The organism is Thioalkalivibrio sp. ALJ15 (assembly GCF_000383695.1).
GTDB lineage: Bacteria > Pseudomonadota > Gammaproteobacteria > Ectothiorhodospirales > Ectothiorhodospiraceae > Thioalkalivibrio.
Genome location: NZ_KB912058.1, coordinates 307,675 through 331,385, shown reverse-complemented (window position 1 = coordinate 331,385; position 23,711 = coordinate 307,675). Strand labels below are relative to the sequence as shown.

Annotated in this window: 21 protein-coding genes and 3 pseudogenes; 9 read left to right on the top strand and 15 right to left on the bottom strand. The window is 67.3% G+C overall.

The genetic code is table 11. The annotated features are described in order from the left end of the window. From G015_RS0108385 to G015_RS0108375, 3 genes are read right to left on the bottom strand one after another with little or no spacing between them, the layout of a single operon-like run. Positions 1-3,141, bottom strand: coding sequence for an efflux RND transporter permease subunit (locus G015_RS0108385; protein WP_020146473.1), 3,141 nt, complete (start codon positions 3,139-3,141; stop codon positions 1-3). Then, a complete protein-coding gene (locus G015_RS0108380; protein ID WP_020146472.1) occupies positions 3,138-4,265 on the bottom strand; it encodes an efflux RND transporter periplasmic adaptor subunit in 1,128 nt (375 codons plus the stop codon). The genes G015_RS0108385 and G015_RS0108380 overlap by 4 nt, the downstream gene beginning before the upstream one ends. 30 nt (positions 4,266-4,295) lie before the next feature. Beyond that, on the bottom strand, positions 4,296-4,748 hold the full coding sequence (locus G015_RS0108375; RefSeq protein ID WP_018174108.1) for a hypothetical protein: 453 nt from the start codon (positions 4,746-4,748) through the stop codon (positions 4,296-4,298). Positions 4,749-4,870: 122 nt separating this feature from the next. On the opposite strand from G015_RS0108375, the pseudogene G015_RS13635 reads away from it, so the two are divergent. Further along, a pseudogene (locus tag G015_RS13635) lies at positions 4,871-5,306 on the top strand (SRPBCC family protein). 18 nt (positions 5,307-5,324) lie between these two features. Here the strand turns inward: G015_RS13635 and G015_RS0108365 are convergent. After that, positions 5,325-6,482: an MFS transporter gene (locus G015_RS0108365; RefSeq protein ID WP_018137755.1), complete on the bottom strand. Its 1,158-nt coding sequence runs from the start codon at positions 6,480-6,482 to the stop codon at positions 5,325-5,327. A gap of 45 nt (positions 6,483-6,527) precedes the next feature. After that, on the bottom strand, positions 6,528-7,634 hold the full coding sequence (gene aroC, locus G015_RS0108360) for a chorismate synthase (RefSeq protein ID WP_018137754.1): 1,107 nt from the start codon (positions 7,632-7,634) through the stop codon (positions 6,528-6,530). 124 nt (positions 7,635-7,758) lie between these two features. Here aroC and G015_RS0108355 point away from each other — a divergent pair, with 124 nt between their 5' ends. Both G015_RS0108355 and G015_RS0108350 read left to right on the top strand, forming a co-directional pair. Next, entirely contained in the window at positions 7,759-8,265 is a 507-nt protein-coding gene (locus G015_RS0108355) for a heme-binding protein (protein WP_018137753.1), read from the top strand. 68 nt (positions 8,266-8,333) lie between these two features. Then, positions 8,334-8,789: a rhodanese-like domain-containing protein gene (locus G015_RS0108350; RefSeq protein WP_018137752.1), complete on the top strand. Its 456-nt coding sequence runs from the start codon at positions 8,334-8,336 to the stop codon at positions 8,787-8,789. 30 nt (positions 8,790-8,819) lie between these two features. On the opposite strand, the gene rnk is transcribed toward G015_RS0108350, so the two are convergent. The 5 genes from rnk to G015_RS0108325 form a co-directional block, all read right to left on the bottom strand. Then, positions 8,820-9,230 (bottom strand): nucleoside diphosphate kinase regulator, encoded by a 411-nt coding sequence (gene rnk, locus G015_RS0108345; RefSeq protein ID WP_018137751.1) that lies wholly within the window; start codon positions 9,228-9,230, stop codon positions 8,820-8,822. A 146-nt stretch (positions 9,231-9,376) separates the two neighbouring features. Beyond that, positions 9,377-9,721 carry a rhodanese-like domain-containing protein gene (locus tag G015_RS0108340; protein WP_020146470.1) on the bottom strand — a complete coding sequence of 115 codons (345 nt, stop codon included), beginning with the start codon at positions 9,719-9,721 and terminating at the stop codon, positions 9,377-9,379. Between the two features lie 62 nt (positions 9,722-9,783). After that, on the bottom strand, positions 9,784-10,452 hold the full coding sequence (locus tag G015_RS0108335) for a thioredoxin family protein (protein WP_020146469.1): 669 nt from the start codon (positions 10,450-10,452) through the stop codon (positions 9,784-9,786). A 12-nt stretch (positions 10,453-10,464) separates the two neighbouring features. After that, the gene (locus G015_RS0108330) at positions 10,465-10,917 is read right to left on the bottom strand and encodes a glycine cleavage system protein H (RefSeq protein WP_012983113.1); all 453 of its coding nucleotides are present in this window, start codon (positions 10,915-10,917) and stop codon (positions 10,465-10,467) included. After that, positions 10,917-11,315: a hypothetical protein gene (locus G015_RS0108325; RefSeq protein ID WP_018137748.1), complete on the bottom strand. Its 399-nt coding sequence runs from the start codon at positions 11,313-11,315 to the stop codon at positions 10,917-10,919. The genes G015_RS0108330 and G015_RS0108325 overlap by 1 nt, the downstream gene beginning before the upstream one ends. Positions 11,316-11,482: 167 nt before the next feature. Between G015_RS0108325 and G015_RS0108320 the strand changes: the two genes are divergently transcribed. The 4 genes and pseudogenes from G015_RS0108320 to G015_RS0108305 all read left to right on the top strand — a co-directional run bounded on the left by G015_RS0108320 (position 11,483) and on the right by G015_RS0108305 (position 15,828). Next, positions 11,483-12,040 carry a hemerythrin domain-containing protein gene (locus G015_RS0108320; RefSeq protein ID WP_018137747.1) on the top strand — a complete coding sequence of 186 codons (558 nt, stop codon included), beginning with the start codon at positions 11,483-11,485 and terminating at the stop codon, positions 12,038-12,040. Next, on the top strand, positions 12,033-12,173 hold the full coding sequence (locus G015_RS14010) for a DUF2249 domain-containing protein (RefSeq protein WP_020146468.1): 141 nt from the start codon (positions 12,033-12,035) through the stop codon (positions 12,171-12,173). The genes G015_RS0108320 and G015_RS14010 overlap by 8 nt, the downstream gene beginning before the upstream one ends. A 255-nt stretch (positions 12,174-12,428) precedes the next feature. Then, a pseudogene (locus tag G015_RS0108310) lies at positions 12,429-13,019 on the top strand (hemerythrin domain-containing protein); the annotation flags it as partial. Positions 13,020-13,173: 154 nt separating this feature from the next. Then, positions 13,174-15,828, top strand: coding sequence for a diguanylate cyclase (locus tag G015_RS0108305; RefSeq protein WP_020146466.1), 2,655 nt, complete (start codon positions 13,174-13,176; stop codon positions 15,826-15,828). A gap of 24 nt (positions 15,829-15,852) precedes the next feature. On the opposite strand, the gene G015_RS0108300 is transcribed toward G015_RS0108305, so the two are convergent. From G015_RS0108300 to rluB, 3 genes are read right to left on the bottom strand one after another with little or no spacing between them, the layout of a single operon-like run. Further along, positions 15,853-17,058, bottom strand: coding sequence for an MFS transporter (locus G015_RS0108300; RefSeq protein WP_020146465.1), 1,206 nt, complete (start codon positions 17,056-17,058; stop codon positions 15,853-15,855). 5 nt (positions 17,059-17,063) lie between these two features. Next, a complete protein-coding gene (locus G015_RS0108295) occupies positions 17,064-17,714 on the bottom strand; it encodes an endonuclease III domain-containing protein (RefSeq protein WP_018993996.1) in 651 nt (216 codons plus the stop codon). After that, positions 17,714-18,670 carry a 23S rRNA pseudouridine(2605) synthase RluB gene (rluB, locus tag G015_RS0108290; protein WP_018138420.1) on the bottom strand — a complete coding sequence of 319 codons (957 nt, stop codon included), beginning with the start codon at positions 18,668-18,670 and terminating at the stop codon, positions 17,714-17,716. Before rluB ends, G015_RS0108295 begins: the two co-directional genes overlap by 1 nt. 98 nt (positions 18,671-18,768) lie before the next feature. Here rluB and moaB point away from each other — a divergent pair, with 98 nt between their 5' ends. Together moaB and G015_RS0108280 are read left to right on the top strand one after the other, a co-directional pair. Next, positions 18,769-19,305, top strand: a complete 537-nt coding sequence (gene moaB / locus G015_RS0108285) for a molybdenum cofactor biosynthesis protein B (RefSeq protein ID WP_020146464.1) — start codon at positions 18,769-18,771, stop codon at positions 19,303-19,305. A gap of 241 nt (positions 19,306-19,546) precedes the next feature. Continuing rightward, positions 19,547-21,484 (top strand): methyl-accepting chemotaxis protein, encoded by a 1,938-nt coding sequence (locus G015_RS0108280; protein ID WP_020146463.1) that lies wholly within the window; start codon positions 19,547-19,549, stop codon positions 21,482-21,484. 41 nt (positions 21,485-21,525) lie between these two features. Here the strand turns inward: G015_RS0108280 and G015_RS13630 are convergent. Both G015_RS13630 and G015_RS0108270 read right to left on the bottom strand, forming a co-directional pair. Beyond that, a pseudogene (locus tag G015_RS13630) lies at positions 21,526-21,862 on the bottom strand (DUF488 domain-containing protein). Between the two features lie 7 nt (positions 21,863-21,869). Further along, positions 21,870-23,654, bottom strand: coding sequence for an N-acetylglutaminylglutamine amidotransferase (locus G015_RS0108270; protein WP_020146461.1), 1,785 nt, complete (start codon positions 23,652-23,654; stop codon positions 21,870-21,872). Between the last annotated feature and the right edge of the window lie 57 nt (positions 23,655-23,711).

The window sequence follows — 23,711 nt, the reverse complement described above, 5'->3', positions numbered from 1 at the left end:
TCAGGCGCGCTGCGGCTCTGGCGCGGGCCGCCGGTCCAGCCCCAGCCGATCCAGCAGCACCAGCATCGCAGGCGTGAACAGCAACGTCAGCGGCGTGGCGACAAACAGGCCACCGGCGATCGCGGTCGCGAGCTGCACCCAGAAGCCGGTCACCGGCGCCCCGACGTAGAAATCCCTTCCGGCGAAATCCACGGTCCAGGCCAGCACCATCGGCATCAGGCCGAGGATGGTGGTGATCGCGGTCAGCAGCACCGGCCGCATGCGCTGGGCCGCCGCGCGCAGGGCCGCCTCCAGGGCATCCAGCCCGCGTCGACGCTGCTCGTTGTAGGTGTCGATCAGCACGATGTTGTTGTTCACCACGATCCCGGCCAGCGCCAGCACCCCGATCCCGCTCATCACGATGCCGAATGGCTCGTCGCGCAGCAGCAGGGCCAGCAACACCCCGGCGGTGGAGAACACGATCGCCGACATCACCAGCAGCGCCTGCGAGAAACGGTTGAACTGGGTGACCATCATCGCGAGCATCAGGAACAGCGACAGCGCGAAGGCCGCGAGCAGGAAGCGCGCCGCCTCTGCCTGTTCTTCCGCCTGGCCGCGAAACCGCAGCTGCACCTCCGGGTCCAGCTCCATGCCGGCGATGCGCGCCTCCAGCGCGCGCTGGCGCTCGTCTACCAGGTAGCCGCTGGCCGCATCCGCCTCCAGGGTGTAGGCGCGATCGCCGTCGCGCCGCTTGATCAGGCCGGTGGCCGGAACCGGCACCAGTTCCGCGAAATGCGCCAGCGGCACCAGCCCGGTCGCGCCGGGAAGGTTCAGGGTGGCCAGCTGCTGCAGGTGGCGCTGCTCCGCCGGCAGGCGCAGGCGGATATCGACCTCCTCGTCGCTGTAGTCCGGGCGGTAGCTGCCGAGCTGGATGCCGCGGGTCAGCAACTGCACGCCCTCGCCCAGCAACGGCACGTCCACGCCGAAGCGCGCCGCCTGCGTGCGATCGAAGCGCACCTCCAGTTCCACCCCGGGCAGCGGCAGGTCGTCGGTCACGTCCTCGAAGCCGCCCAGCTCGTCCATCGCACTGCGGATCTCGCGGATCACCGGCGCAATGCGATCGGCGTGGCGACTGGAGGCCTCGACCACGATCGGCCGACCCTCTCGCGGCCCTCGTTCCTGGGCACGAAACTGCAGGCGGATGCCCGGCAGGTCGGCGGTACGCTGGCGCAGGTCCTCGATGATCGCGGCCGCCGGCGGGCGCTCGCGCCAGGAGATCAATTCCAGCTGGATCAGCCCGACCAGGTCTTCCGGGTAGTCGCCCTGCAGCCGCCCGAGCTGGGTACCGATGGTCCGCGCATAGACATGCTGGATCTGCGGCACCCCCTGCAGGCGCCCCTCCACCTGCCGCACCAGTGCGTCCGCCTCCCACACCGACAGGTCGCCGCGCGCCTGTACCTGCACCTGCACGAAGTCCGGTTCCACCTGCGGGAAGAACTCCACCCCGCGCCCCTGCTGGGCGTACAGCGCATAGGTGGCGGCCACCAGCGCCAGCGTGGCCGCGAGCGTCCAGACGGGGCGGCGCACCAGCGGCTGCAGCAGGCGGATGTAGGCGCGGGTCAGGCCCTGCAGTTCGTCATAGCGGCCGTCCTCGGCCGCGCGCACGTAGCGCGTCTGGGCCGCGTTGATCGGCCGGCTCTGGCCGATCACCGACCCCAGCGCCGGGATGAATACCAGCGCCATCGCCAGCGAGGCGATCAGGGTCACGATCACCGTGGCTGGCAGGTAGACGATGAACTCGCCGACCATGCCGGGCCACAGCAGCATCGGCGCGAACACCGCCAGCGTAGTCCCGATCGCGGTGGTGATCGGCCAGGACATGCGCTGCGCCGCGGCGCGGAAGGCCTCCCGCCGCGGCATGCCTTCGGCCACATAGCGGTCGGCCAGCTCCACCACCACGACCGCACCGTCCACCAGCATGCCGACCACCAGGATCAGCCCGAACAGCACCACCACATTGAGCGTGAAGCCCATCAGATAGATCGCCAGGATGCCACCGAGGAAGGCCCCGGGGATGGCCACCCCCACCAGCAGCGCCGCGCGCGCCCCCATCATCGCCAGGATCACCAGCGCCACGATCAGCACCGCAGCGATCACGCTGTTCTCGAGATCGCCCAGCAAGTCGTCGACATCGCGCGCCATGTCCTGCAGGTAGGTGACCTCGACCGTCTCCGGCCAGTCGGCACGCGCCGCCTCGATGGTCGCGCGCGCGGCCGCCACCACCTCCAGGATGTTGGCCTCCGAGGCCTTGCGGATCTCCAGCGACACCGAGGGCTGGCCGTCGATGCGGGTGAAGCCTTCCGGGTCCAGATAGCTCTGGCGGACCTCGGCGACATCGCGCACCCGCACCACCGCGTCGCCCTCCACCCGGATCGCGGTATCCAGCACGTCGTCGACATCGTCGATGGTGCCCGGCACCCGCAGCGGGATGCGCCCGGCCCCGGTGTCCAGCGCCCCAGCCGCGACCAGACGGTTATTGCGTTCGATCGCCCGGGTCAGCTCGTCGAACGACAGCTCGAAGGTCTCCAGCACCAGCGGATCGACCAGCACCTCCATCTGCTCCTCGCGGTCGCCGCCGACATCCGCCTCCAGCACCCCGGGGATCGCCTCCACGCGGTCGCGCAGGTCGCGCGCCAGACGCACCAGCGTGCGCTCGTCCAGCGGCCCGGACAGGTTCAGCGTGAGCACCGGGAACAGCGACAGGTCGACCTCGGAGACGCTCGGGTCCTCGGCCCCGGCGGGCAGTTCCGGGCGCACCTGGTCGACCTCCTCGCGCAGGTCCGACAGGGCCCGGCGGTTGTCCCAGCCGGGCTCGAAGTCCAGCCGCACCAGGGCAAAGCCCTCGCCGGCCCAGGACTGCATCTCGTCCACCCCGGGCAGGGTCTGCAGTTCGCGCTCCAGCGGGCGCAGCATCAGGCGCTCGGCATCCTCCGGACTGACCCCCGGATACGGCACGGACACGAAGAAGATGGGGATGTCGATCTCGGGGGCCGCCTCCTTGGGCACCACCTGGTAGGCGGTCGCGCCCAGTACCAGGATCAGCAGCAGGAACAGCAGCACCGTCCGGGCGTGCTCCACCGCCCAGGCGATCAGGGCCTTCACCGCAGGGCCCCGCCCACCGGTTCCGGCCCGTCCGCGCCCGTCGATGCCTCCGTGGGCCGGGGCCGCACGGTCTCGCCCGGGGTCACGAAGCCATGGCCGATGGTGATCACCCGTGCCCGCTCCGGCAGCCCGGTGACCCAGACGCCGTCAGTGGCGGCACGGATCACCTCGACTGCGTGGAAGACCACCCGGTCGTCGTCATCCACTGTCTTCACCCCGACCCGGCCGTTGTCGTCCAGTCCCATCCAGGCCGGCGAGAGCTTGTGCGCCGCGACCGTCTCGGTCGGGATCTCGACCCCGGCGCTGATCCCGGAGGGCAGCGCCTCGTCGGCATTCGGGACCTCGACCTCCACGCGGAAGGTCTGGGTGCCGACCTCGGCCACCCGCGAGACGAACCGGACCTCGCCCTCGGCGCGGCGCCCGTCCAGGAAGCGGATGCGCGCCGCCTGGCCCGGCTCCACGCGCCCGATCTGGTGCTGCGGCACATGCACCACCGCCAGCAGCGGGTCGTTGTCCACGATCTCCGCCACCGGGTCGCCACGTGCCACGAAGTCGCCCCGCTCCGCCAGGCGCTGATTCACCACCCCGTCCACCGGGGCGATAATGCGCGTGTTGCGGATATCCAGCTCGATCGCCTCCAGCTCTGCCCGGGCGGCCTCGCGCTCGGCCTCGCGGGCCTCCAGCTGGGTGCGCGACACATGGCCCTGATCGTGCAGCCGCTGGGCGGCCTCGAATTCGCTCTCGGCGCCGCGCAGCCGGGCGATCGCCTGGCGCCGGCGCGCCTCGCGGTCATCCATGCGCAGCCGCGCCAGCGGAACGTCGGCGGCCACGCGTGCCCCGCGGGCCACCTCCCACTCGGCCACCTGACCGGCGGTCTCGGCGCGCACCAGCACGCGCAGATCCGGCTCCACTCGCCCCTGCAGTACCAGCAGGCGCTCCACCGGCTCCGCCTCCAGCGTGGTCACGGCCACCGCCATCGGCTGCGGCTCGGCCGCCCGCGGCGCCTCGTCGGCCTCGCGCCCGAACATCCCGGAGGCGATCCAGACGATCACCAGCAGCAGGATGCCCAGCGCGAACAGCACGCGCGCCTGCCCGCGCAGGCGCTGCCACCAGGAATCAGCCATCGCCCCGTCTCCCCTGTGTGCCGGCTGTACTCATTTTGCCCCGCCGAACAGGCGCTGCCACCAGCGCCGGCGGCTGCCGGTCGGCGGCATCGCTGCCTGCAGATCCACGGGCGGGACCCGCGAGAGTACCCAGCCGGGCAGTATCCTCAGCCCCGAGGACCCGCAACTGGCCCCCAAGTGGTTCGGGTCGAAGATCTTCACGAAGCTTGGGGCATCACGATCGTCGACATAGACGATGCCGCAGTAATCTTCGTCGTGGTCCTGCCGCAGCAAGTGATCGACCTCCTCCAGGAAGCGCCGAAAATCATCCGCCGGCACTGGCGCCTGGGGCACTGCATCGCCCACGGCATAGATATACCAGTGGTCGTCCGCCCGTTCGCGCAGCCGCGCCCACAAGGCTTCCAGGTCAGTCCAGTGCAGCACGCCGGTGCTGCCCGCCTGGAAGCGCTTGAGAAACTCGGGTTCGGCGGACGGGGCGGACATCGCGGTAACCGGTGGGGGGTGAACCGTCATCGTAGCCCGCCGCAGACTCGCTTGCATGGAACCCACGGCCTGCGCGAGCCTCTGATCAGCAAGTACCGCTCAACCTTCCCGGCAGCCGGACGATGCGTCAGCTCACCCACAACACCTCTCTCCACGCGGAACCGGAACAGGTCTTCGACCTGTTGAGCCATGTGCCCAACTTTGTCGATCTGTGCGACAACGTCGAGCATATCGAGCCGCTGGGGGGGCGCGCGCTACCGCTGGACCATCCGCGCGGCGGGGATGAAGCTGCACTTCGATGTGGAGGTCTGCGAGGCGGCGCGCCCGGAGTATTTTGCCTGGCGCTCGATCCGCGGTATCCAGAATCGGGGCAGCTACCGGCTGAGTCCGGGCGAACCCGGCCACACGCAGGTGGAGTTCGAGCTGCAATACCGCCTGGGCAGCCCGCTGCTGGAGGCCGCGGTGCGCCGTGCCGCGAACTCGCTGGTCGAACGCGTCTCCGGTCAGTTGATGACCCGTGTGCAACGCCGGCTCGATGCCGAGAACGGGCGCGCCTGACACTTCAAGCGGCGCGGCCTATGGCGTGCGTACTGGCGTCTTGTGTCGCCACTCCCCGTATACCGAGGCCAGCACGCCAGCCGCCGCCAGAAACGCCGCGAACACATAGACCGAGGCGGGGCTGATGCCATCCCAGAGGTAGCCCGCGACCAGACTTCCGCTGGCACCGCCCATCCCGAATGCCAGGGAGGAGTACAGGGCCTGCCCGCGCCCTTGTAGCCGCCCGGGGAAGAAATAATGGATCAGCGAGATGGCGGCCGCGTGATAGACGCCGTAGCTCGCCGCATGCAGGGCCTGGATAAACAGCAGCATGGGGAGCGAGTCGGGTATGGCGGCCAGAAGCCCCCACCGCAGAGTGGTCAGCACCAGTGCCGCCGACACCAGGAACCAGGCGCCAAAGCGCAGGATCAGCCTCGGCATCAGCAGGAACAGGACCACCTCCGCCGCGACCCCAAGGGCCCACAGCTGCCCGGCCACCGCGCGCGAAAACCCGGCCTCCTCCAGATACAGCGTGAAGAACGCGTAGTACGGGCCGTGGCTCGCCTGCATAAAAAAGCAGGCCACAAACAGCGCGATCACCTCGGGCCGCTTGAGTACTGCCACCAGCGCCGGGACGTTGTTGTCCTGATCCAGGTCGCGCACCGGCTCGCGCACCCAGAGGGTCGTCAGCCAGAGGGTGGCGAAGATCCCGAGGACGATCCAGGGCAGCCAGGCGATGTCGATCTGGTCGAACGCCCAGCCCAGCAGCGCGACCGCCACGATAAACCCGACCGACCCCCACAACCGGACCAGCGCGTAGCGATGGGCATCGCGACCCAGCGTACGCATGGTGGTCGCCTCGAACTGCGGGAGGATCGCATTCCAGAAAAAACTGAAGGCGGCCATTACCACGGCCAGCCACCAGTAGCCGGTGTACAGCAGCACCCCGGCAAAGGCGACCACACCGCCAAAGGCCCCCCAGCGGGTGATCGGCATGTGCGCGCCGGCGCGATCCGCGAGCCAGCCCCAGACGTTGGGTGCAATGATCTTGGTGGCGAGCACGATCGCCATCAACTCGCCGATCTGCGATCCGCTAAAGCCGGCCTCGGACAGATACGGGCCCCAGAACGGCATGAACGCGCCGAGGCTCGCGAAATAGAAGAAGTAGACCGTGGACAGGCGTGCGCTGGGGATCACCGGAGCGGACCCCCGGCGATGCGGGCACGACGGAGCGCGCCCATATCAGTCGTGCGGCAGGTCGCGCAGTTCCGGCAGACCGGTGTCACCGACGTCGGCGTTTTGTCCGCGATGGCGCAGGGCATGGTCCATCAGCACGAGTGCCATCATTGCCTCCGCGATCGGGGTCGCGCGGATGCCTACGCAGGGGTCATGGCGGCCCTTGGTGACCACCTCCACCGGTTCGCCGGCGGTGTTGATGCTGCGTCCGGGCAGACGGATGCTCGAGGTCGGCTTGAGCGCGATGCTCGCACGCACGGCCTGGCCGGTGCTGATCCCGCCCAGCACGCCGCCGGCGTGGTTCGACAGGAAGCCGTCGGGGGTGATTTCGTCACGGTGCTCGGTACCCCGCTGGGTCACCGACTCGAAGCCGGCCCCGATCTCCACACCCTTGACCGCATTGATGCTCATCAGCGCATGCGCCAGTTCCGCATCCAGGCGATCGAACACCGGCTCGCCCCAGCCTGCCGGCACACCGACAGCCTCGACGGTCACCCGCGCGCCAATCGAATCGCCGGACTTGCGCAGGGCATCCATGTATTCCTCCAGCTCCGCGACCTTGTCCGGGTCGGGGCAGAAGAACGGATTGTCGTTGACGATCTCCGGCTGCTTCGCCTCCAGCTCGATCGGGCCCAGCTGTGACAGCCAGCCACGGATCTCGATCCCGTAGCGCTGCTGGAGGTAGCGCCGGGCGATGCCACCCGCCGCGACACGCAGCGCGGTCTCGCGCGCGGAGCTGCGCCCGCCGCCGCGGTAATCGCGCGAGCCGTATTTGCGGTGATAGGTGTAGTCCGCATGCCCCGGGCGGAAGCGATCCATGATCTCGCTGTAGTCCTTGGAGCGCTGATCGACGTTCTCGATCAGCAGGCCGATCGGGGTGCCGGTCGTTCGGCCCTCGAACACCCCGGACAGAATGCGCACCTGGTCCGGCTCGCGGCGCTGGGTGGTGTGGCGCGACTGTCCCGGCCGGCGGCGATCCAGATCAAACTGCAGGTCCGCCTCGCAAAGCTCCAGACCAGGCGGACAGCCGTCCACCACCGCGCCCAGGGCCGGCCCGTGACTCTCACCAAAGGTACTGACGACGAACAGTCGCCCAAAGCTGTTTCCCGACATGCGCGATAGTGTATCCGCGCCGCGCGGTGCTGTCGCCTGTCGCGAGCCCGACCGAGCAGCAAAACCAAGATGTTTCTGCCATGATCGGCAGCGCAGCACCCATAACAAAAGACAGGAGATGGATATGTCGCGTTCGATCAAGCGTCTGGCCGCCGGTACCGCCGCCGCGGCCTGTCTGGGACTGGCCAGCGTGGCCCAGGCCGACGTGTTCAACCAGCGCATGATGAGCATGGAACTGGCCAACGACATCGCCGAGGCGGCGGTGCTGGCCTGCCGCGAGAAGGGACACCAGACCAGCGCCGTGGTCGTTGACCGCGCCGGGAACGATCGCTCCGTAATGCGCGACAATCTGGCGGCCGTGCAGACTATCCAGATTGCCGGCGACAAGGCCCGCGCCACAGTCATGTCCGGCACCAGTTCCGGCAGCTTCCGCGACAACCGCGAAGAAATCCGCATGGAGATGAACCACGTAGACGGCATCATCATGCTGGCCGGCGGGCTGCCGATCGAGGTGGCCGGCAGCATGATCGGCGCGGTGGGCGTGTCCGGTGCTCCCGGTGGTGATCTGGATGAAGAATGTGCCCAGGCCGCGCTAGACTCGGTCCAGGAACGACTCGACTTCGCGATGTAATGCCATTGCAACCCCAGGGATCGGGGCGCGCGGCCAGGGATGGCCGCCCACCCGCGTCCGGAGCTTGAATGGAAGACCCTCTCGCCAATCAGAAGACGGTTCCCGCGCCCGGCGTACGCCGGATCCGCCCGCAGGAGGCGCATCAGCGGCTGCAGGAGCGCCCGCGCGACCTGCTGATCGACATCCGCTCCACGATGGAATTCCTGTTCGTCGGGCACCCGCAGGGCGCCATCCATATCCCGTGGATCGACGAACCGGACTGGACCGTGAATCCTCACTTCGTGCCCCAGGTACGCAAGCTGCTGCTGGGCGGGGCCGAGGATCACAGCGAGGATGCCCCCGCGCTCTACCTGATCTGCCGCAGCGGCAAGCGCACGCTGGCCGCTGGCCAGGCCCTGGTCGATGCCGGTATCGAGAACGTGTACTCGGTGGAAGAAGGTTTTGAAGGACCGCTGGACGAACACCACCAGCGTTCCACCCGCGGCGGCTGGCGCTACCACGGGCTGCCCTGGGAACAGTGCTGAGCGAGTCAGCGCCTGACGCAACTGAACTCGCTAGCGGTGATACTCGCCGGCGCGCTCCGGCTGGTACTCGACGGCCTCGATGCGCACATGCATCTTCCCGCCACCCGGGCGCGGCCATTCGATCTCGTCCCCCTCGGACAGCCCCAGCAGCGCACTGCCCACCGGCGCCAGAATCGACAACGTGCCGCCGCTCTCGTCCACGTCACGCGGATAGACCAGCGTCAGCGAGAACTCCTCGCCGGACTCGATCACCCGGAAACGGACCCTGGAATTCATCGTGACCACCGAACCCGGGATCTCGCGCGAATCGACGACATCCGCGCGGTCCAACTCGGCCTCCAGGTCGGCCTTGCCGGGAAAGCTGTCGTCCGGCAGCGATTCCAGCAGCTTGTCCAGGCGCTCCATGTCCGTGTTGGAGACGACGATCTTCGGATTACTCACCTTTACACACTCCAATAAAGCAGAACGCGCCCCCACCGGAGGCGCGCTGAATAAAACGGGGACAAATCCCAAATCGGAGAATCAGACCCGAGAGTAGCCAAGCCCCGGCCAAAAAGCCATATCAGCCGCGACTGGCATTCCTGCGATCAAGTCTGCGTGTCACGCCACGCCGAGTAGCCACCACGCAGGACCCGGGCATCCATTCCCATCGCGCGCAGACTGTCCGCCACCAGCTGGGACCGGCCACGGCCCCCGCAAAACACCACGACGGGCTGCTGGGGGTCCTGCATGTGGGATTCGATGCTGGCCTCCAGCTTGGGCCGGGGGATATTCACCGCGCCTTCAATACTGCCTTCGGCCGCCTCCTCCTGCTGGCGCACATCCACCAGCAGAAAGGACCGCCCAGTTTGGCGCCAGTCGACCAGTTCCGCGGGGTCCAGATGCGGCAGCTTTTCTTCCAGCTCCGCGATGCGTTTGTCGAAAAGACTCACTGTCAGCGGCTCCGTTGAAGGCCCATGCGCAACATTCTACCGCCTCGGCAGAAGCAGGACCCTCACAGGGACGGGCGCAGCAGGAGCGGCGCGATGCGCAGCGTAAACAGCGCAAGCCCGACAAACGCGGCCACCGCACCGACGGCGGTCAGCATCGGCACGCTCAGCAGCCAGCCGAAGCCCATGCCCAGCACCGAGACATGCACGAGCACCTGCGGCGTCCAGGCCCACAGCCAGCCACCCGCGATCGGGTGCCCAGTAAAGCGCGGCAGCATGTGCTCGCCGAGGCCCATGATCAGGAGCAGAAGGAACCCGAGCGTAAAGCCATGCAGCGCGGCCGGGCGCGCGGCGCCATCCAGGAAGAAGCCGCCCAGCGGCAAGGCGGCACCCGCGATCAGCAGCCAGATCATGGCGCCCAGTACCGAGGCACGGCTGGAGGCCGAAAGCCCCAGCCCGACATGACGTGCAGTCTTCTGCGTGCGCTCCGGCGCCTCGGCGACCAGCGCGGTCGCGGCCGTGCGGTCCAGCAGCCCGATGTGCTTGAGTTCGCCGTCCACGACCACGGCCGGGATGGAACGTATGCGCAACCGGGTCGCCAGTTGACGCCCCTCCGGCTGCCCCATGTCGACGACTGCGAAATCGATCTGTTTCTTCTGGGCCACCTCGCGCCAGATGCGCTCGGCATCGTGACAGGAGGCACACCATTCGGACACCAGCAGTTCCACCTTCATGAGTCCGTCCCCTCAGTCCGCGCAGCGCATGCAGTGGATGTCGTAGCGGTCGATCCACTGCTTGAGCCCGTCGACGGCTTCGGGCCCTGTATGCAGCCGCTCCAGCGCCTTTTGCGGGTCGTCCGGGCGCATCACCACCACCCAGGCATCGGTATAGGGGGCCACATTCACCAGCCCGGGGTCGGCCTCCACGGCCGGGTTGATGCGCTCAATGGTGCCGTCGAAGGGCGTGGGGATGCCCCCCGCCCACTTGCCGGACTCCAGCCGCGCGACCGGCTTGCCCGCGGCCCGATGCGAACCGGGCTTGCGAAAGCGGAAGTACTGTACGCGGCCCGCCATGGTCTGGGCGGGATCGGTGATCCCCAGGGTGAAGGTCCCGTCGTCCTCCGGGCGGACCCAGACATAGTCGAGGTCGTAGAACAGGTCGTCCGGCAACTCGCAGCCGTTGTATTCGGTATGGCTCATCACGCCCCCTTCGGGCCGTAGTGGCGCACGGTGAGTGCGATATTCAGCGCGAACAGGATCATCGCCCCCCAGGCCATCGCCCCGCCGACCGCAACAGTCGGGTTATGGAACATCATCCAGCCGGCGATCATCACCCAGAGACCGAGATTGGCCAGCACGAACTGCGCATGCCCCAGCCGTTCCGAGAACAGCGAACGCCCGGAGAAGCGCGGTAGTACGTGGAGCCCTACGCCGTAGATCATCATGGTGACAAAGCCGAGCAGCATCAGGTGACCATGGATGCGTGGCACATTGCCGGGGATCAGCCCCGGATGGGCCAGCCAGACGATGCCGATGAGTCCACCCAGCAGCGCATAGGCCAGCGCGGCCAGGATGAACATCCGGTTGCGTGGATGCATGTCGCGTTTGCTCCCTTTTTTGTTTGTTCTGCAGCGAGGCTAGACTACGATAAGATACATCGTAAATGCATTGATCGAGATCAACACGGACGCTTGCGCATTCAGTGACAGTACGCCCCACATGTGCGCTGAGCACACGCCGATTGCCCCGCCATCCGAGCCTATTGATGAAACTGCACCTCCAAGAACCCGCGCCCGGCTTCCACCGCCCGATCGAGCTCCTGCGAGCCTGTCATCGGCGGATCACGAACTGCCTCGACACAATGGAGCGGCTGTCGGGACACATCGAGCAGCACGGGGCCGACGCGGAGGCCCAATCCGCGGCTCGCCGTGTGCTGGCCTATTTCGAGCAGGCCGCCCCGCAACATCACGCCGACGAGGACCAGGATCTGTTCCCGATCCTGCAGGCGTACCGCGACCACCCCGAGGCCCATCCACAACTGGGTGAGTGGATGGATCGCCTGAGCGCGGAGCACCCCCAGCTAGAGGCTGGCTGGGACGCCCTGGAGCCTGCGCTGCAAAACATTGCGGCCGGGCACGCAGATCCGCTGGAAGGCGCGACTGACTGGATCCAGCGCTACCGGGCCCACCTCGAGCTGGAGGAACAAGCCGTACTGCCGCTGGCTGAACACCTGCTCAACGCCGAGGAACGCGCCCGTATCGGACGCTCCATGGCGCACCGGCGCGGCATCCCGGATGCGTACACGGAACCCGCCGATGAGTGACTTCCTGCTGGACCTGCGGGGGCTGGCCGACCACGCGCACACCCGCGCCTACTACACGCTGCGCGAACTGCAACCGGGTCAGGTCTTCGACGTCTGGCTGGATCAGGAGCCACAGTTGTTAAGGAAACACTGATCAATGTACACACTCGCGTTGGTACCCCAGGTTTTCCGAGACAAGGCGCGTCGGGCAGCGGGTAGTGGTTCTACCCGCAAGCGGCGCAACGCAGGATCGGGGAACCTGGGGTGCCAACCCCGAAGGGGCTCGGCCGCTTTTGCGCGCGCACGGCGTTGCGGCTCCCTTGTGCAGAATGACTGCACGGCAGTCACCGCGCCTTGTTCGCTCGCAAAAGCGACTCGAGCGCGAGCGTGTACATTGATCAGTGTTTCCTTAATGGATGCGGTCAGCCTGCAGTTGCGCCACGCCATCCACTGGCAGGTGCAGGAGAACGGCCCGCCCCTCTGGAAGCTGCGCGTCCAGCGGCGCGAGGACGTCGCGCCCGTGGACCTTGTCGATCTGCTGCAGCGCGACCACCTGCGCGTCGACCGGCTGTTCGCCAGCGCCCTGCACAAGGTCAATGCCGGCGATCTCGAGGGTGCAGCACCCGACTTCCAGGCCTACGTGGGAGGCCTGCGCCGGCACGTTCATGTGGAGAACGAACTGATCGTCCCGACACTGGAAATTTCGCGCGGGGCCGGCAGCCAGGACCCGGTCACGATCATGCTGCGCGAACATGACGAGATCCTGGAACAAACCGCGCTGCTGGAACACGAGTTCCAGGAAGGCGTCGAGGAGGCCTGGATGGTAGCCCCCTTCTTCGCCCTGATCTCCGGGGCCCTCGCCAAGCACGAAAGTCGCGAGGAGCAAAACGTCTTCCCGAACTGGGGACGCCGCCTGCGCCACGAACCCGACCTGGCGGCCGAACTCCTGGAGAAGGCCCGTCAGCACCTGGGGGATGACGCCATGACGCCCAATCGATAGGGGTCGGCAATACGCAAGGACTGTGTCACGATAGCTCATCGACACGGCCCGAAACGACGTGACACCACTCCACCCCGCTACCGGCTTCCCCCGCCTTTTCCAATGGCTTCGCGAGTGCCGCCGGCTCGTCGCATCGCCCGCCAGTGTTCTGGCAATGGGCCTCCTGCTCCTTTGCGGCGCCAGCGTTCAGGCCGACGAACCGACACAACCGCTGATCGTCTCCCAGGACCATGCCTGGCCACCCTTCGCCTTCGCGGACAACGGCGGCGAGCCACGGGGTTTGCTGGTCGATCTGTGGCAGGAACTCGCAAACGAGCTCGACCGCCCGGTGGAGTTCCGGCTAGTCGACTGGCCGCGCACCCTGGATCTTGTCCGCGACGGCGAGGCCAATGTCCACGGCGGGCTCATCCGGTCTCCCGAACGCGAAGGAACACTGGCCTTCAGCGACGTGCTGTTCCCCCTGCGCACCTTCGCCTTTGTGCGCACCGGCGCGCCCGTGGCCCGACTGGACGAACTCGCGCACAAGCCGGCGGGCGTGGTGTCGGGCAGCTTCGAACTCGAGTTCATGCGGCGCGAACGACCCGAACACCCGCTGCAGGTCTTCGACAACAACGAGCAAATGGTGCGCGCCGCGGTGGAAGGCACGATCGATGTCTTCGTGGGCGACTACCCGGTCGCGATGTATCTGCTGGACCGTCATGGCGAGCCGGGCATGTTTCACCCCCTGGAGCTGCTCTACGAGCAGCCCCTGCGCGCAGCGGTGACTCACGGTAACGAGGAACTGCTGGACGAAATCAACACGGCCATCGCCCAGCTGGATGACGAACTGCTGCGCCAGATCACGCAGCGCTGGATCCACTCGGATACGGTCGAGGTGATCCCCACCTGGCTGCTCCCAACCGTCATTGGCCTGGGCCTGCTGGCGGTGTTGCTGTATGCCGCATTACTGCTTCGCCAGCGGCGCGCGCTCGAGACACGCGTTCGCCAGCGCACTGCCGAACTCGAGGACGAGCGCGAGCTGTTCCGCACCCTGACCGAACACGCCGCGGCCGGGGTATTCATCCTCCAGGACGACCATTTCCAGACTGTCAATCCGGCCCTTTCCCGTATCCTTCAGCGCCCCGAACACTGGCTGCTGAACCAGCCCTTCTACGAGATCATCCACCCGGAACAGCGCGAGGCCGTGACCCAGCGGGCCCGCGACCGGATCGCGGGCAAAAAGGTGCCGGATCACTACGAGATGAAGGTCATCACCGGCGAGGGCGAGACCCGCTGGGTCGACCTGACCGCCGGCCGCGTGGAGCTGCAAAGCGGCCCGGCCAGCATTGGCACGATATACGACATCACCGAACGGCGACTGCTGGAGGATCAGCTGCGCACCAGCGAGGCCCAGTACCGCCAGCTGGTCGAGAACATCGGCGACATCATCTACACCCTCACGCCGGCCGGCGTCATCACCTATGTCTCGCCGCAATGGACACGAGTGCTCGGTTATACCGCCGAAGAGGCGACCGGAACCCCCATCACCGACTACGTCCATCGGGACGACCGCGAGGAATTCGGCCGCTTCCTCCAGCGCACCATCCGCTCCGAGAAAAACGAGCAGGAAATCGAGTACCGCATTCGGCATCAAGAAGGGGAATGGCGCTGGCACGTCTCCAGCGGCGCCCCGATCCGCAGCGCGACGGGCGAGATCACGGGCTATGTGGGTGTCGCCCGAGACATTACCGATCGCCGCCGCATGCACGACGAGCTTCAGTATCAGGCGCGTTTCAATGCGATGCTGGCACACCTGTCCTCGGACTTTGTAACCGCCAGCGCCGACTTGATGGACGAGCGCCTGGATGCCGCGCTGGCCGATATCGGGCGCTTTTTCGCGGGCGACCGCTGTTACCTGTTCGAGTTGTCGGCAGATGGCGAGAATATGGACAACACCCACGAATGGTGTGCCCCCGGCGTGTTCTCCGTAATGGATCAGCTGCGGGATGTAGACCTCAAGGAACTGCCCTGGTGGCGTGCACGCATGCTGGAGATGCTCGAACAGCGCACACCCGTGGTCATCCCCTCTGTGGACGACCTCCCGAAGGAAGCGGCCACCGAGCGCGGGCTGTTCCGGCAACAAGGGGTCAAGACCCTGATCTGCGTACCCATCCTGACTGGGCAGCAGGTCACCGGCTTCGTCGGGATGGACATGCTGCGCCCACGCACCTGGCGCAAGGATCAGGATGAACTGCTGCTGGTGCTCGGCAACCTGATCTCGGAGGCACTGCAGCGCAACCACCTGGAGATCCAGCTACGCGATCTGGGGATCACCGACCCGTTGACCGGCCTGTACAACCGCCGCTACCTGATGGAGCGCCTGCGCGAACAGATCGAGGCCTGGCGCCGCCACGGCGAACACTTTGCCCTGGCGATCCTGGATCTGGACCATTTCAAGGCCCTCAATGACACCCATGGGCACCTGGCCGGCGACGAGGTGCTGCGCAACTTCGGCGATCTGCTGCGGCGCCAGCATCGGGTCTTCGACATTGTCGCTCGATTTGGCGGCGAGGAATTCATCGTGGTGCTCAGCCATGTCGATCACGAGGCCGCCATCACCGCGATCGAGCGCCTGCTGCAGGCCACCCGCGAACTCGACACACGGTTCGAGGGCGAATCGCTGGCCTTCACGGTCAGCGCCGGCCTGGCATGGTCCGAAGAGTGCGGCCCGGAGCACCTCACGCCCGAAGCCCTGATCGATCGGGCCGATGATCGCCTGTATCGCGCGAAGGCCCAGGGGCGCGACCGGCTTGTGGCCGGGGACACATAGCCCATCCGGGCGGCGCTGAAAGCGTCAGCCTCTCCCGGCGCCCCGTGGGCCCGACAGCCGGCTGAGCGCCCACAACCCGAGCGCGGGCCCGGGCAACAACAGCCACACCACCCACAGCCCCAGGTCATCCCACAGCCAGGCGGTCACCAGGATCGAAGGCAGGGTGAGCGCAAAGCCGATGGCATTCATCACGCTCAGGGCCGAGCCCACCGCATCCTGTGGCGCACTCTCCGCGGCCAGCGCGGAGAACTGGGGCGAATCCGCGATCACCGTCAGCCCCCAGAGGGCCAACAGACCCAGAAGCAGCCACGGCGCCAGCCCCGCCAGCAACGGATACAACAGGCACACCAGCCCGGATGTGGCGAGCGCCACCCGCGCGACACGCAGGCTCCCCAGTCGGCGGCTCAGCCGGCCACCCCAGACACAGCCCACCGCGCCCAGCCCAATCACCGCGAAGGCCAGCCAGGGCACCAGCCCCGCCGGGGCATCCAGACGGGTCAGCTCATGCGCAACCAGCAGCGGAACCAGGGTCCAGAAGGCATACAGTTCCCAGCAATGGCCGAAGTAACCGCCGGCCACCGCACGAAAGTCACGCCCGCGCAGCGCAAGAAAGCCCTTGCCCAGCCCCGGTGTACGCCCCGGCGGCGGCAGGTGCGGGCCGTCGCCCAGGCGCGCAATCATCCACGCGGCCGCCACCGCCAGCACGGAGGCCAGCATCATTGGCACCGGCCAGACCAGGTCGAGGGTCACGCCCCGCAGGAGATGGGGAAGCGCCGTTCCCAGCGTGAGCATCCCGAGCAGCCAGGACAGGGCCCAGCCCTTGTGCTGCGGCGTCCAGCTGATCACCAGCTTCATGCCCAGCGGATACACCCCGGCCAGGCACAGCCCGACGACAAAGCGCACCGCCAGCGCCAGCTCCCAGACGCCGGCCAGCAGGATAAACCCGGCATTGACCAGCGCCCCCAATAGCGCGGACACCATGAACAGGCGACTGGCACGCACCCGGTCGGCCAGGCCGGTCGCGGCCGCCACCAGGGTGCCGGTGATAAACCCCAGCTGCGTCGCCATCGTCAGCCAGCCGATCTCGGTCGCCGTCCAGCCCAGTTCCTGCTGCAGGGACAGCCCGACCCCGTTCACGCTGAACCACAGCGAGGTCGCAAAGAGCTGAGCGATCACGATCACCGCCAGGGGATGGCGGTGCAGCAGCCCCGCGAAGCGGCCTGCCTGCACGAGTTCTAATCCACCACGCGGCCGGGACAGGCGTCGCTCAGGGGGCATCCCTGACAAAGCGGTTTCGGACGGCAGCGCTGCTTGCCGTGTTCCACAATCAAGGCGTGCAGATCATTGAAGGCCTGCGCATCCGGCCCCAGCTCCGACTCCACCCAGGCCCGCAGGTCGTCGTAGGCGCCACGCGCATGCGGCAGGCCCAGCCGTTCGAACAGCCGCCGGGTGTAGGCATCGACCACGAACACCGGCCGTTCGAAGGCGTACAGCACGATGTCGTCCGCCGTCTCCGGCCCGACGCCCTTGACGCCCAGAAGGGCCGAGCGCAGGGCCTCGGTCTCCATGCGGGCCAGGGCTTCCACCCCGCCGTGCTGTTCCAGAAAGCGCAGCAGGTGCCGCAGACGGTCGGCCTTCACGTTGAAGTAGCCGCTCGGGCGGATGTGTTCGGCCAGGGTCTCGTGCGGGAGCTCCAGCAGGGCTTCCGGGTCCAGCACATCGGCCTCGCGCAGATTCGCGATTGCGCGTTCGACATTGGTCCAGCTGGTGTTCTGCGTGAGCACCGCGCCCACCATGACCTCGAACGCCGACTCCGCCGGCCACCACTGCAGGTCGCCGTAGGCGCCCTGCAGGCGCTGCCGCACTTCGGCCACCCGCAACGACATCAGGAACGCGCCCGACCACCCGGCTTGCGCGGCCCACCCTTGCGCCCGGAACCTCCTGGCCCCGAACGCCCGGTCTTGCCGCCCTTGCCGGGTCCGCTCCCCGGCTTGGTGGAGCTCCAGCGATCCGCTTCACGTACGCGCCCGCCCGACTTGCCCCGCTTGCCGCGCGCGGGCCGGGTGTTGCGGCCCGGCCCGCGGCGCCGACCCCGCTCGCGAATGGACTCCGGCACGGGCAGCTCGACTGCCTCGTACAGGGCCTCGACCTCGCGCACCTCCAGATCGCGCGAAGCGCCCGTCTTCAGACCGCGCCCGAGCACCACCGGTCCGTAGCGCACCCGGATCAGCCGGCTCACGGTCACACCTACGGCGTCCCACAGGCGGCGCACCAGACGGTTGCGGCCCTCGCTGACCACGACATGAAACCAGTGGTTGGCGCCGTCGCCGCCACGCTCTTCCAGGACATCGAAGCGCGCGGGACCATCCTCCAGCTCGACCCCTTCCAGCAGCATGCGCCGCGTATCGTCGGGGACCTCGCCCAGCACCCGCACCGCATACTCGCGCTCCAGCGAATGACTGGGGTGCATCAGGCGGTTCGCCAGTTCGCCATCGGTGGTGAACAGCAGCAGTCCCGAGGTATTCAGGTCGAGACGCCCGACCGCGACCCAGCGCTGCCCCTTCAGGCGCGGCAGGCTGGCGAACACCGGCTTGCGGCCCTCGGGGTCGCTGCGACTGCAGATCTCGCCGACCGGCTTGTGATACACGAGCCAGCGATGCGCATGCTCCGCCATGTGGATCACGCGGCCGCGCACGCGGATCACGTCATTCGGCCCGACCTGATCGCCCAGCTTCGCCGTGCGCTGGTTGACCTTCACCTCGCCGCGCTCGATCCAGCCCTCGATCTCGCGCCGCGAACCGAGGCCGCGCGCCGCCAGGACCTTTTGTACCCGCTCCGACATTCCTGCTGACTCCAGACGTCTCGATCCGGCCGCATTGCCGCGACCGGACCCGCATTCATTATGATGGGCGCTCACGATACACCAACAGGACGTTGCCCATGAGCGCGAAGACCCCGGAAACCACCCCCGTCCAGACCCCGCTGAACATCGCCGTCCTCACGGTATCCGACAGCCGAACCCTGGCCGAGGACCGCTCCGGCGATGCCCTGGTGGAGCGGCTGGAGGGCGCAGGGCACCGGCTGGCCGAGCGCCGCGTGGTCCGGGACGACATCTACGCGATCCGCGCCGAACTCTCGCGCTGGATTGCGGATTCGGAGATCGACGCGGTGCTAACCACCGGCGGCACCGGCATCACGGGCCGCGACGGCACCCCGGAGGCCGCCTCGGTGCTACTGGACAAGACCATCGAGGGCTTCGGCGAGCTGTTCCGCATGCTCTCCTTTGAGGAGATCGGCACCTCCAGCCTGCAATCCCGCGCGCTGTCGGGCGTGGCCAACGGCACCTACGTCTTCGTGCTGCCGGGCTCCACCGGCGCCTGCCGCACCGCCTGGGACCGCATCATCCAGGCCCAGCTGGACGACCGCACCATGCCCTGCAACCTGACCATGCTGATGCCGCGCCTGAAAGAAGGTTAGCGCCCTTGCCCCCGAGGCAGGGGTACCAGTTGTTGCGGCCCGTCCATCCCGCTCTCCGAGCGGAAACCGGGTCCGACTCCGCCCGGCACCCCATCCGCATGTGGTTCATTTTGGGCGCAGCATTCAAGATCCACCCACCAAGGCCGATACCTGACTGGTAAGCGGTCCGTGAAGTCGATCACAAGAACCGCGCGGAAGTACAACAAGCGGCACAACAACCATTGCAGATGCAGGAGCCACCATGAACGCTCGCACCCCCCTCGCCGGACTGGGATTCGGCACTCGCCTGACCCTGATGATCCTCTCCCTTATTGTCGGGGCGATTCTCGTGGTCGCCACCCTGATCTTCCTGCAATACCGCGCCTCATACACCGATGCGACCATCGATCGACTGCACGAGATGGGCAGCTCCAATGCCCAGGCCTTTACCGAGTGGGCCATCGAACGGCAGGACGAGATGCGCTATCTGGCCGATCTGGATGCCGCGCGCGACCTCGACACGCAGCAGTTAAATCATCTCCTCGAACGGATCGCCGAGCTACGCGGGGAGTACGACACCATCTATGTCGTTAACGCCGACGGCATGGGCATAGCCGGGGTGTTCTATGACGGCGGGGCACGCATCCTGAGTGAGGAAGAGGCCAACGAATTCAACGTACCAGACCGGGCCTGGTTCCAGCGGGCAATCGGAGGCGAAGATACCTTCTCCCAGCCAGTGGTCTCGCGGGCCACGGGGAATCGGGTCAGCACCATCGCGATCCCTATCGAAGGCCCGGATGGCGAGCCCATCGCCGTGATGCGCGGGGCCGTGCAACTGGATATGGTCTTCGACCGGGTTAACGAACTCAGCCTCGGCGACGGCTCGGAGATCTATCTGGTCAACCGCGACCGTCAGCCGGTCACCCCCGTCGACTCCGCCCCCGACGAGGACCAGGCCATCGACACCCAGGCGGCGCATGCCATCGCGGAAGGTGAGAGCGGGATCGGCCGTTACCGCAACGCGGCGGGGACCCCCGTCATCGGGAGCTACGCCGACATCCCGCTGCTTGGCTGGGGCCTGGTTGTGGAGCTGGATGAGGGCGTCGCGCTGGCCTCACTGCAGCGCTCCCTGTGGATGGTGATCGGGCTGACCATCGTCATCCTGATCATCGCCTCGCTCATTAGCCTGGGCGTCATCCGCAACATACTGCGCACACTCGGCGGCGACCCGGCCTATGCGTCCAGCGTCGTGCGCCAGGTGGCCGAGGGAGACATGACCGTACCCATCGAACTGCGCAAAGGCGATGACAGCTCCCTGCTCGCCGCCATCGCGACCATGCAGTCGCGGTTGCGCGAACTGATTGGCAACGTCCGCGGCCATGCCGAAGAGGTTGCCTCAGCGGCCACCGAGCTCTCTCACATCAACGAAGAGACCGACAAGGGCGTGAACCGGCAGAACGCGCAGTTGAGCGATGCCGCCGCGGCCATCAACGAAATGACCACCACAGTCGAAGAGGTCGCCCGCAACAGCCAGAGCACCGCGGACGTCGTGCGCGAGACGACCGAGCAAGCACAGAGCGGACGCAACGTGGTCACCACTTCGGTCGCCGAGATCAACAAGCTCTCCAACGAGATCCAGAGCACCGCCGATGTCATCACCGCGCTCAAGAGCGACAGCGACAACATCGGGGAAATCCTGCAGGTCATCAACGACGTCGCCGACCAGACGAACCTGCTGGCACTGAACGCCGCGATCGAGGCGGCCCGTGCCGGGGAGGATGGTCGTGGCTTCGCGGTGGTCGCCGAGGAGGTGCGCAACCTCGCCGTTCGCACCCAGGAATCGATCACCGAGATCCGGCAGATGATCGAGGCCTTGCAGCAACGCGCCGACCAGGCAGTGACTGCCATGGCCGCTAGCCAGTCCCAGGCCCAAAACGGCGTAGACCAGGTCAACCAGGCCGGCACGGCGCTAGGACAAATCGTCGGCGCGGTCGAGAAGATCGAGGACATGACGCGGCAGATCGCGAGCGCCGCCGAGGAACAATCAGCGACCTCCAACGAGATCAACCGCAACATTCACGCTATCAGCGAGGTCTCGGAGCACAACGCGACCAACGTCGTGCAGATGGGTCAGGCCAGCGAGACCCTGGCCGGGCTTTCCGAGCAACTGCGCGAGATCGTCAACCGCTTCAAGGTCTGACGCCGGTCAGGAAGCGCGGGGGGACACGGAGCCGATCGGATCTACTCCGTGTCCTCCCCACTTTCGGGCTCAAAGCACACCGGCGAGGCGCGTTCGCCCGACGGTTCCTCCTCGGCGCTTTCGGCTTCAAGGAGATCACGCAACACCGCCGGATGGCTATGCTCCGGGTCCCGGGTGGCCGTCAGCAGGGTCACGCGACCCCGGGTCATGGCCGAACCAGCGGCGTAGCTCCGGGGACGGTGCGATGGCCATTTCCCAGGCGTCCAGTGCGAGTGTGGATTTCTTTATCCCCCGCGGCCAGAGGCGATCAACCAGCACACGGCACCCGTCGTCGGGCCCGACCGGATCGTAGACGCGCCGGATCCGCACCCGTTCCATGGGGCGCTTACCGATCCACGTGGGTCTGCAGCCAGTATTCGAGCAGGGCCGCATGCCACAGCTTGGAACCCTGGATGCGGGTGAAGTACTGATCCGGGGCGTCCAGCAGCTTGTCAATGTAGGCCGGCTGATAGAGGCCCCGCTCGCGCGAGGCGCGCGAGGTCAGGATGTCGCGCATGAACTCGAGGAAGTCGCCGCGCACGTATTTGAGTGCCGGCACCGGGAAGTAGCCCTTGGGCCGGTCCAGCACCGCGTCCGGCAGGCGCCCGCGGGCGATGCGGCGCAACACGTCCTTGCCGCCGTCGCCCAGCTTCAGGTGCGGCGGCATGGCGGCGGCGGTCTCCACCAGCTCGTGATCCAGGAACGGGACCCGCGCCTCCAGGCCGAAGGCCATGGTCATGTTGTCCACGCGCTTGACCGGGTCGTCCACGATCAGCGTGGTTACATCCAGCGCCAGCACCGCGTCGATGAAGGAATCGGCACGGTCGGTCTCGAGTTCGGCGAACTGCTCGCGCAGCCAGTCGCCGGTCACGTCATTCGCCGGCGGGTGGCGCAGCATCTCGGCCATCTCGGGGTGGTCGCGGTCGAAGTAGTGGCGACGGAAACGTTCCACCCAATCGCCGTGACGGTCCTCGGCCATCTGCGGGTACCAGAAGTAGCCACCGAAGACCTCGTCCGCGCCCTGCCCGGACTGCACCACCTTCACATGCTGCGAGACCTGCTCGGACAGCAGGTAGAAGGCGACCGCGTCCTGGCCGAACATCGGCTCGGCCATCGCCCCCACCGCCTCCGGCAGGCGGTCCAGCACCTGGTCGTTGGGGATCAGCGTGGCCTGGTGGTCGGTGGCGTAGCGCTCGGCGACCGGATCGGAGTACTCGAACTCCGAGCCCTTCTCCTCCGGCTGGTCCTCGAAACCGACGGTAAAGGTGCGCAGATCCTGGGCCCCCTCCTCCATCGCCAGCGCGACCAGCAGAGAGGAATCCAGTCCTCCGGAGAGCAACACGCCCACCGGCACGTCGGCCACCTCCAGGCGCTTGCGCACGGCGCTGCGCAGACTGTGCTCGATACGCTCCTGCCATTCGGCGTCGGACACGGCCTCGGCCGGGCGGTGGGCATACAGCGTCCAGTAACGTTGCAGTCGCTCCTGCCCACGCGCATCGATACTGAGGTAATGCCCCGGCTCCAGCTTGCGGATACCGCGCAGCACGGTACGCGGCGCGGGCACCACCGCGTGCAGCGAGAACAGCATGTGCAACGCCTCGGCATCCAGCTCGGTGTCCACGTCGCCCGCCGCCAGCAGCGCCTGGGTGTTGGAGGCGAAGCGGATGCCGTCGCCACCGCGCGCCAGATACAGCGGCTTGATGCCCATGCGGTCGCGCGCCAGCAGCAGGCGCTGGGCGTGGCCGTCATACAGCGCAAAGGCAAACATGCCGTGCAGCCGGGCGACGATGCCCTCGCCCCACTCGGCATAGCCGCGCAGGATGACCTCGGTATCGCCGGTGGAGAAGAAGCGATGGCCGCGGCCCTCCAGCTCGCTACGCAGGGCACGGAAGTTGTAGATCGCGCCGTTGAACACCAGCGCGAGCCCAGTCTCCGGGTCGAACATCGGCTGGTGCGCGCGCTGCGACAGGTCCAGGATCGACAGGCGCCGGTGCCCCAGGGCCACCCGCCCGGAGGCCCACAGCCCGTCGGCATCCGGCCCGCGCCGTTCCAGGCAGGGCAGCATGCGCGCCACGGCCTCGCCACTGGCGCGCCGTTCACCCCAGACGAATTCTCCCGCGATCCCGCACATCGATTCTTTCCTTGCTGGTTGGGTGGCTTGGTTTTGGAGCCGGCTTGTTCCTCTCCG

What these genes read in the sequence shown, in the direction of transcription:
- G015_RS0108380 (WP_020146472.1), bottom strand. Translation starts at nt 4,265, where the DNA reads ATGGCTGATTCCTGGTGGCAGCGCCTGCGCGGGCAGGCGCGCGTGCTG.
- G015_RS0108375 (WP_018174108.1), bottom strand. Translation starts at nt 4,748, where the DNA reads ATGTCCGCCCCGTCCGCCGAACCCGAGTTTCTCAAGCGCTTCCAGGCG.
- aroC (WP_018137754.1), bottom strand. Translation starts at nt 7,634, where the DNA reads ATGTCGGGAAACAGCTTTGGGCGACTGTTCGTCGTCAGTACCTTTGGT.
- G015_RS0108355 (WP_018137753.1), top strand. Translation starts at nt 7,759, where the DNA reads ATGTCGCGTTCGATCAAGCGTCTGGCCGCCGGTACCGCCGCCGCGGCC.
- G015_RS0108350 (WP_018137752.1), top strand. Translation starts at nt 8,334, where the DNA reads ATGGAAGACCCTCTCGCCAATCAGAAGACGGTTCCCGCGCCCGGCGTA.
- G015_RS0108335 (WP_020146469.1), bottom strand. Translation starts at nt 10,452, where the DNA reads ATGAAGGTGGAACTGCTGGTGTCCGAATGGTGTGCCTCCTGTCACGAT.
- G015_RS0108330 (WP_012983113.1), bottom strand. Translation starts at nt 10,917, where the DNA reads ATGAGCCATACCGAATACAACGGCTGCGAGTTGCCGGACGACCTGTTC.
- G015_RS0108325 (WP_018137748.1), bottom strand. Translation starts at nt 11,315, where the DNA reads ATGCATCCACGCAACCGGATGTTCATCCTGGCCGCGCTGGCCTATGCG.
- G015_RS0108320 (WP_018137747.1), top strand. Translation starts at nt 11,483, where the DNA reads ATGAAACTGCACCTCCAAGAACCCGCGCCCGGCTTCCACCGCCCGATC.
- G015_RS14010 (WP_020146468.1), top strand. Translation starts at nt 12,033, where the DNA reads ATGAGTGACTTCCTGCTGGACCTGCGGGGGCTGGCCGACCACGCGCAC.
- G015_RS0108305 (WP_020146466.1), top strand. Translation starts at nt 13,174, where the DNA reads ATGGGCCTCCTGCTCCTTTGCGGCGCCAGCGTTCAGGCCGACGAACCG.
- G015_RS0108295 (WP_018993996.1), bottom strand. Translation starts at nt 17,714, where the DNA reads ATGTCGTTGCGGGTGGCCGAAGTGCGGCAGCGCCTGCAGGGCGCCTAC.
- rluB (WP_018138420.1), bottom strand. Translation starts at nt 18,670, where the DNA reads ATGTCGGAGCGGGTACAAAAGGTCCTGGCGGCGCGCGGCCTCGGTTCG.
- moaB (WP_020146464.1), top strand. Translation starts at nt 18,769, where the DNA reads ATGAGCGCGAAGACCCCGGAAACCACCCCCGTCCAGACCCCGCTGAAC.
- G015_RS0108280 (WP_020146463.1), top strand. Translation starts at nt 19,547, where the DNA reads ATGAACGCTCGCACCCCCCTCGCCGGACTGGGATTCGGCACTCGCCTG.
- G015_RS0108270 (WP_020146461.1), bottom strand. Translation starts at nt 23,654, where the DNA reads ATGTGCGGGATCGCGGGAGAATTCGTCTGGGGTGAACGGCGCGCCAGT.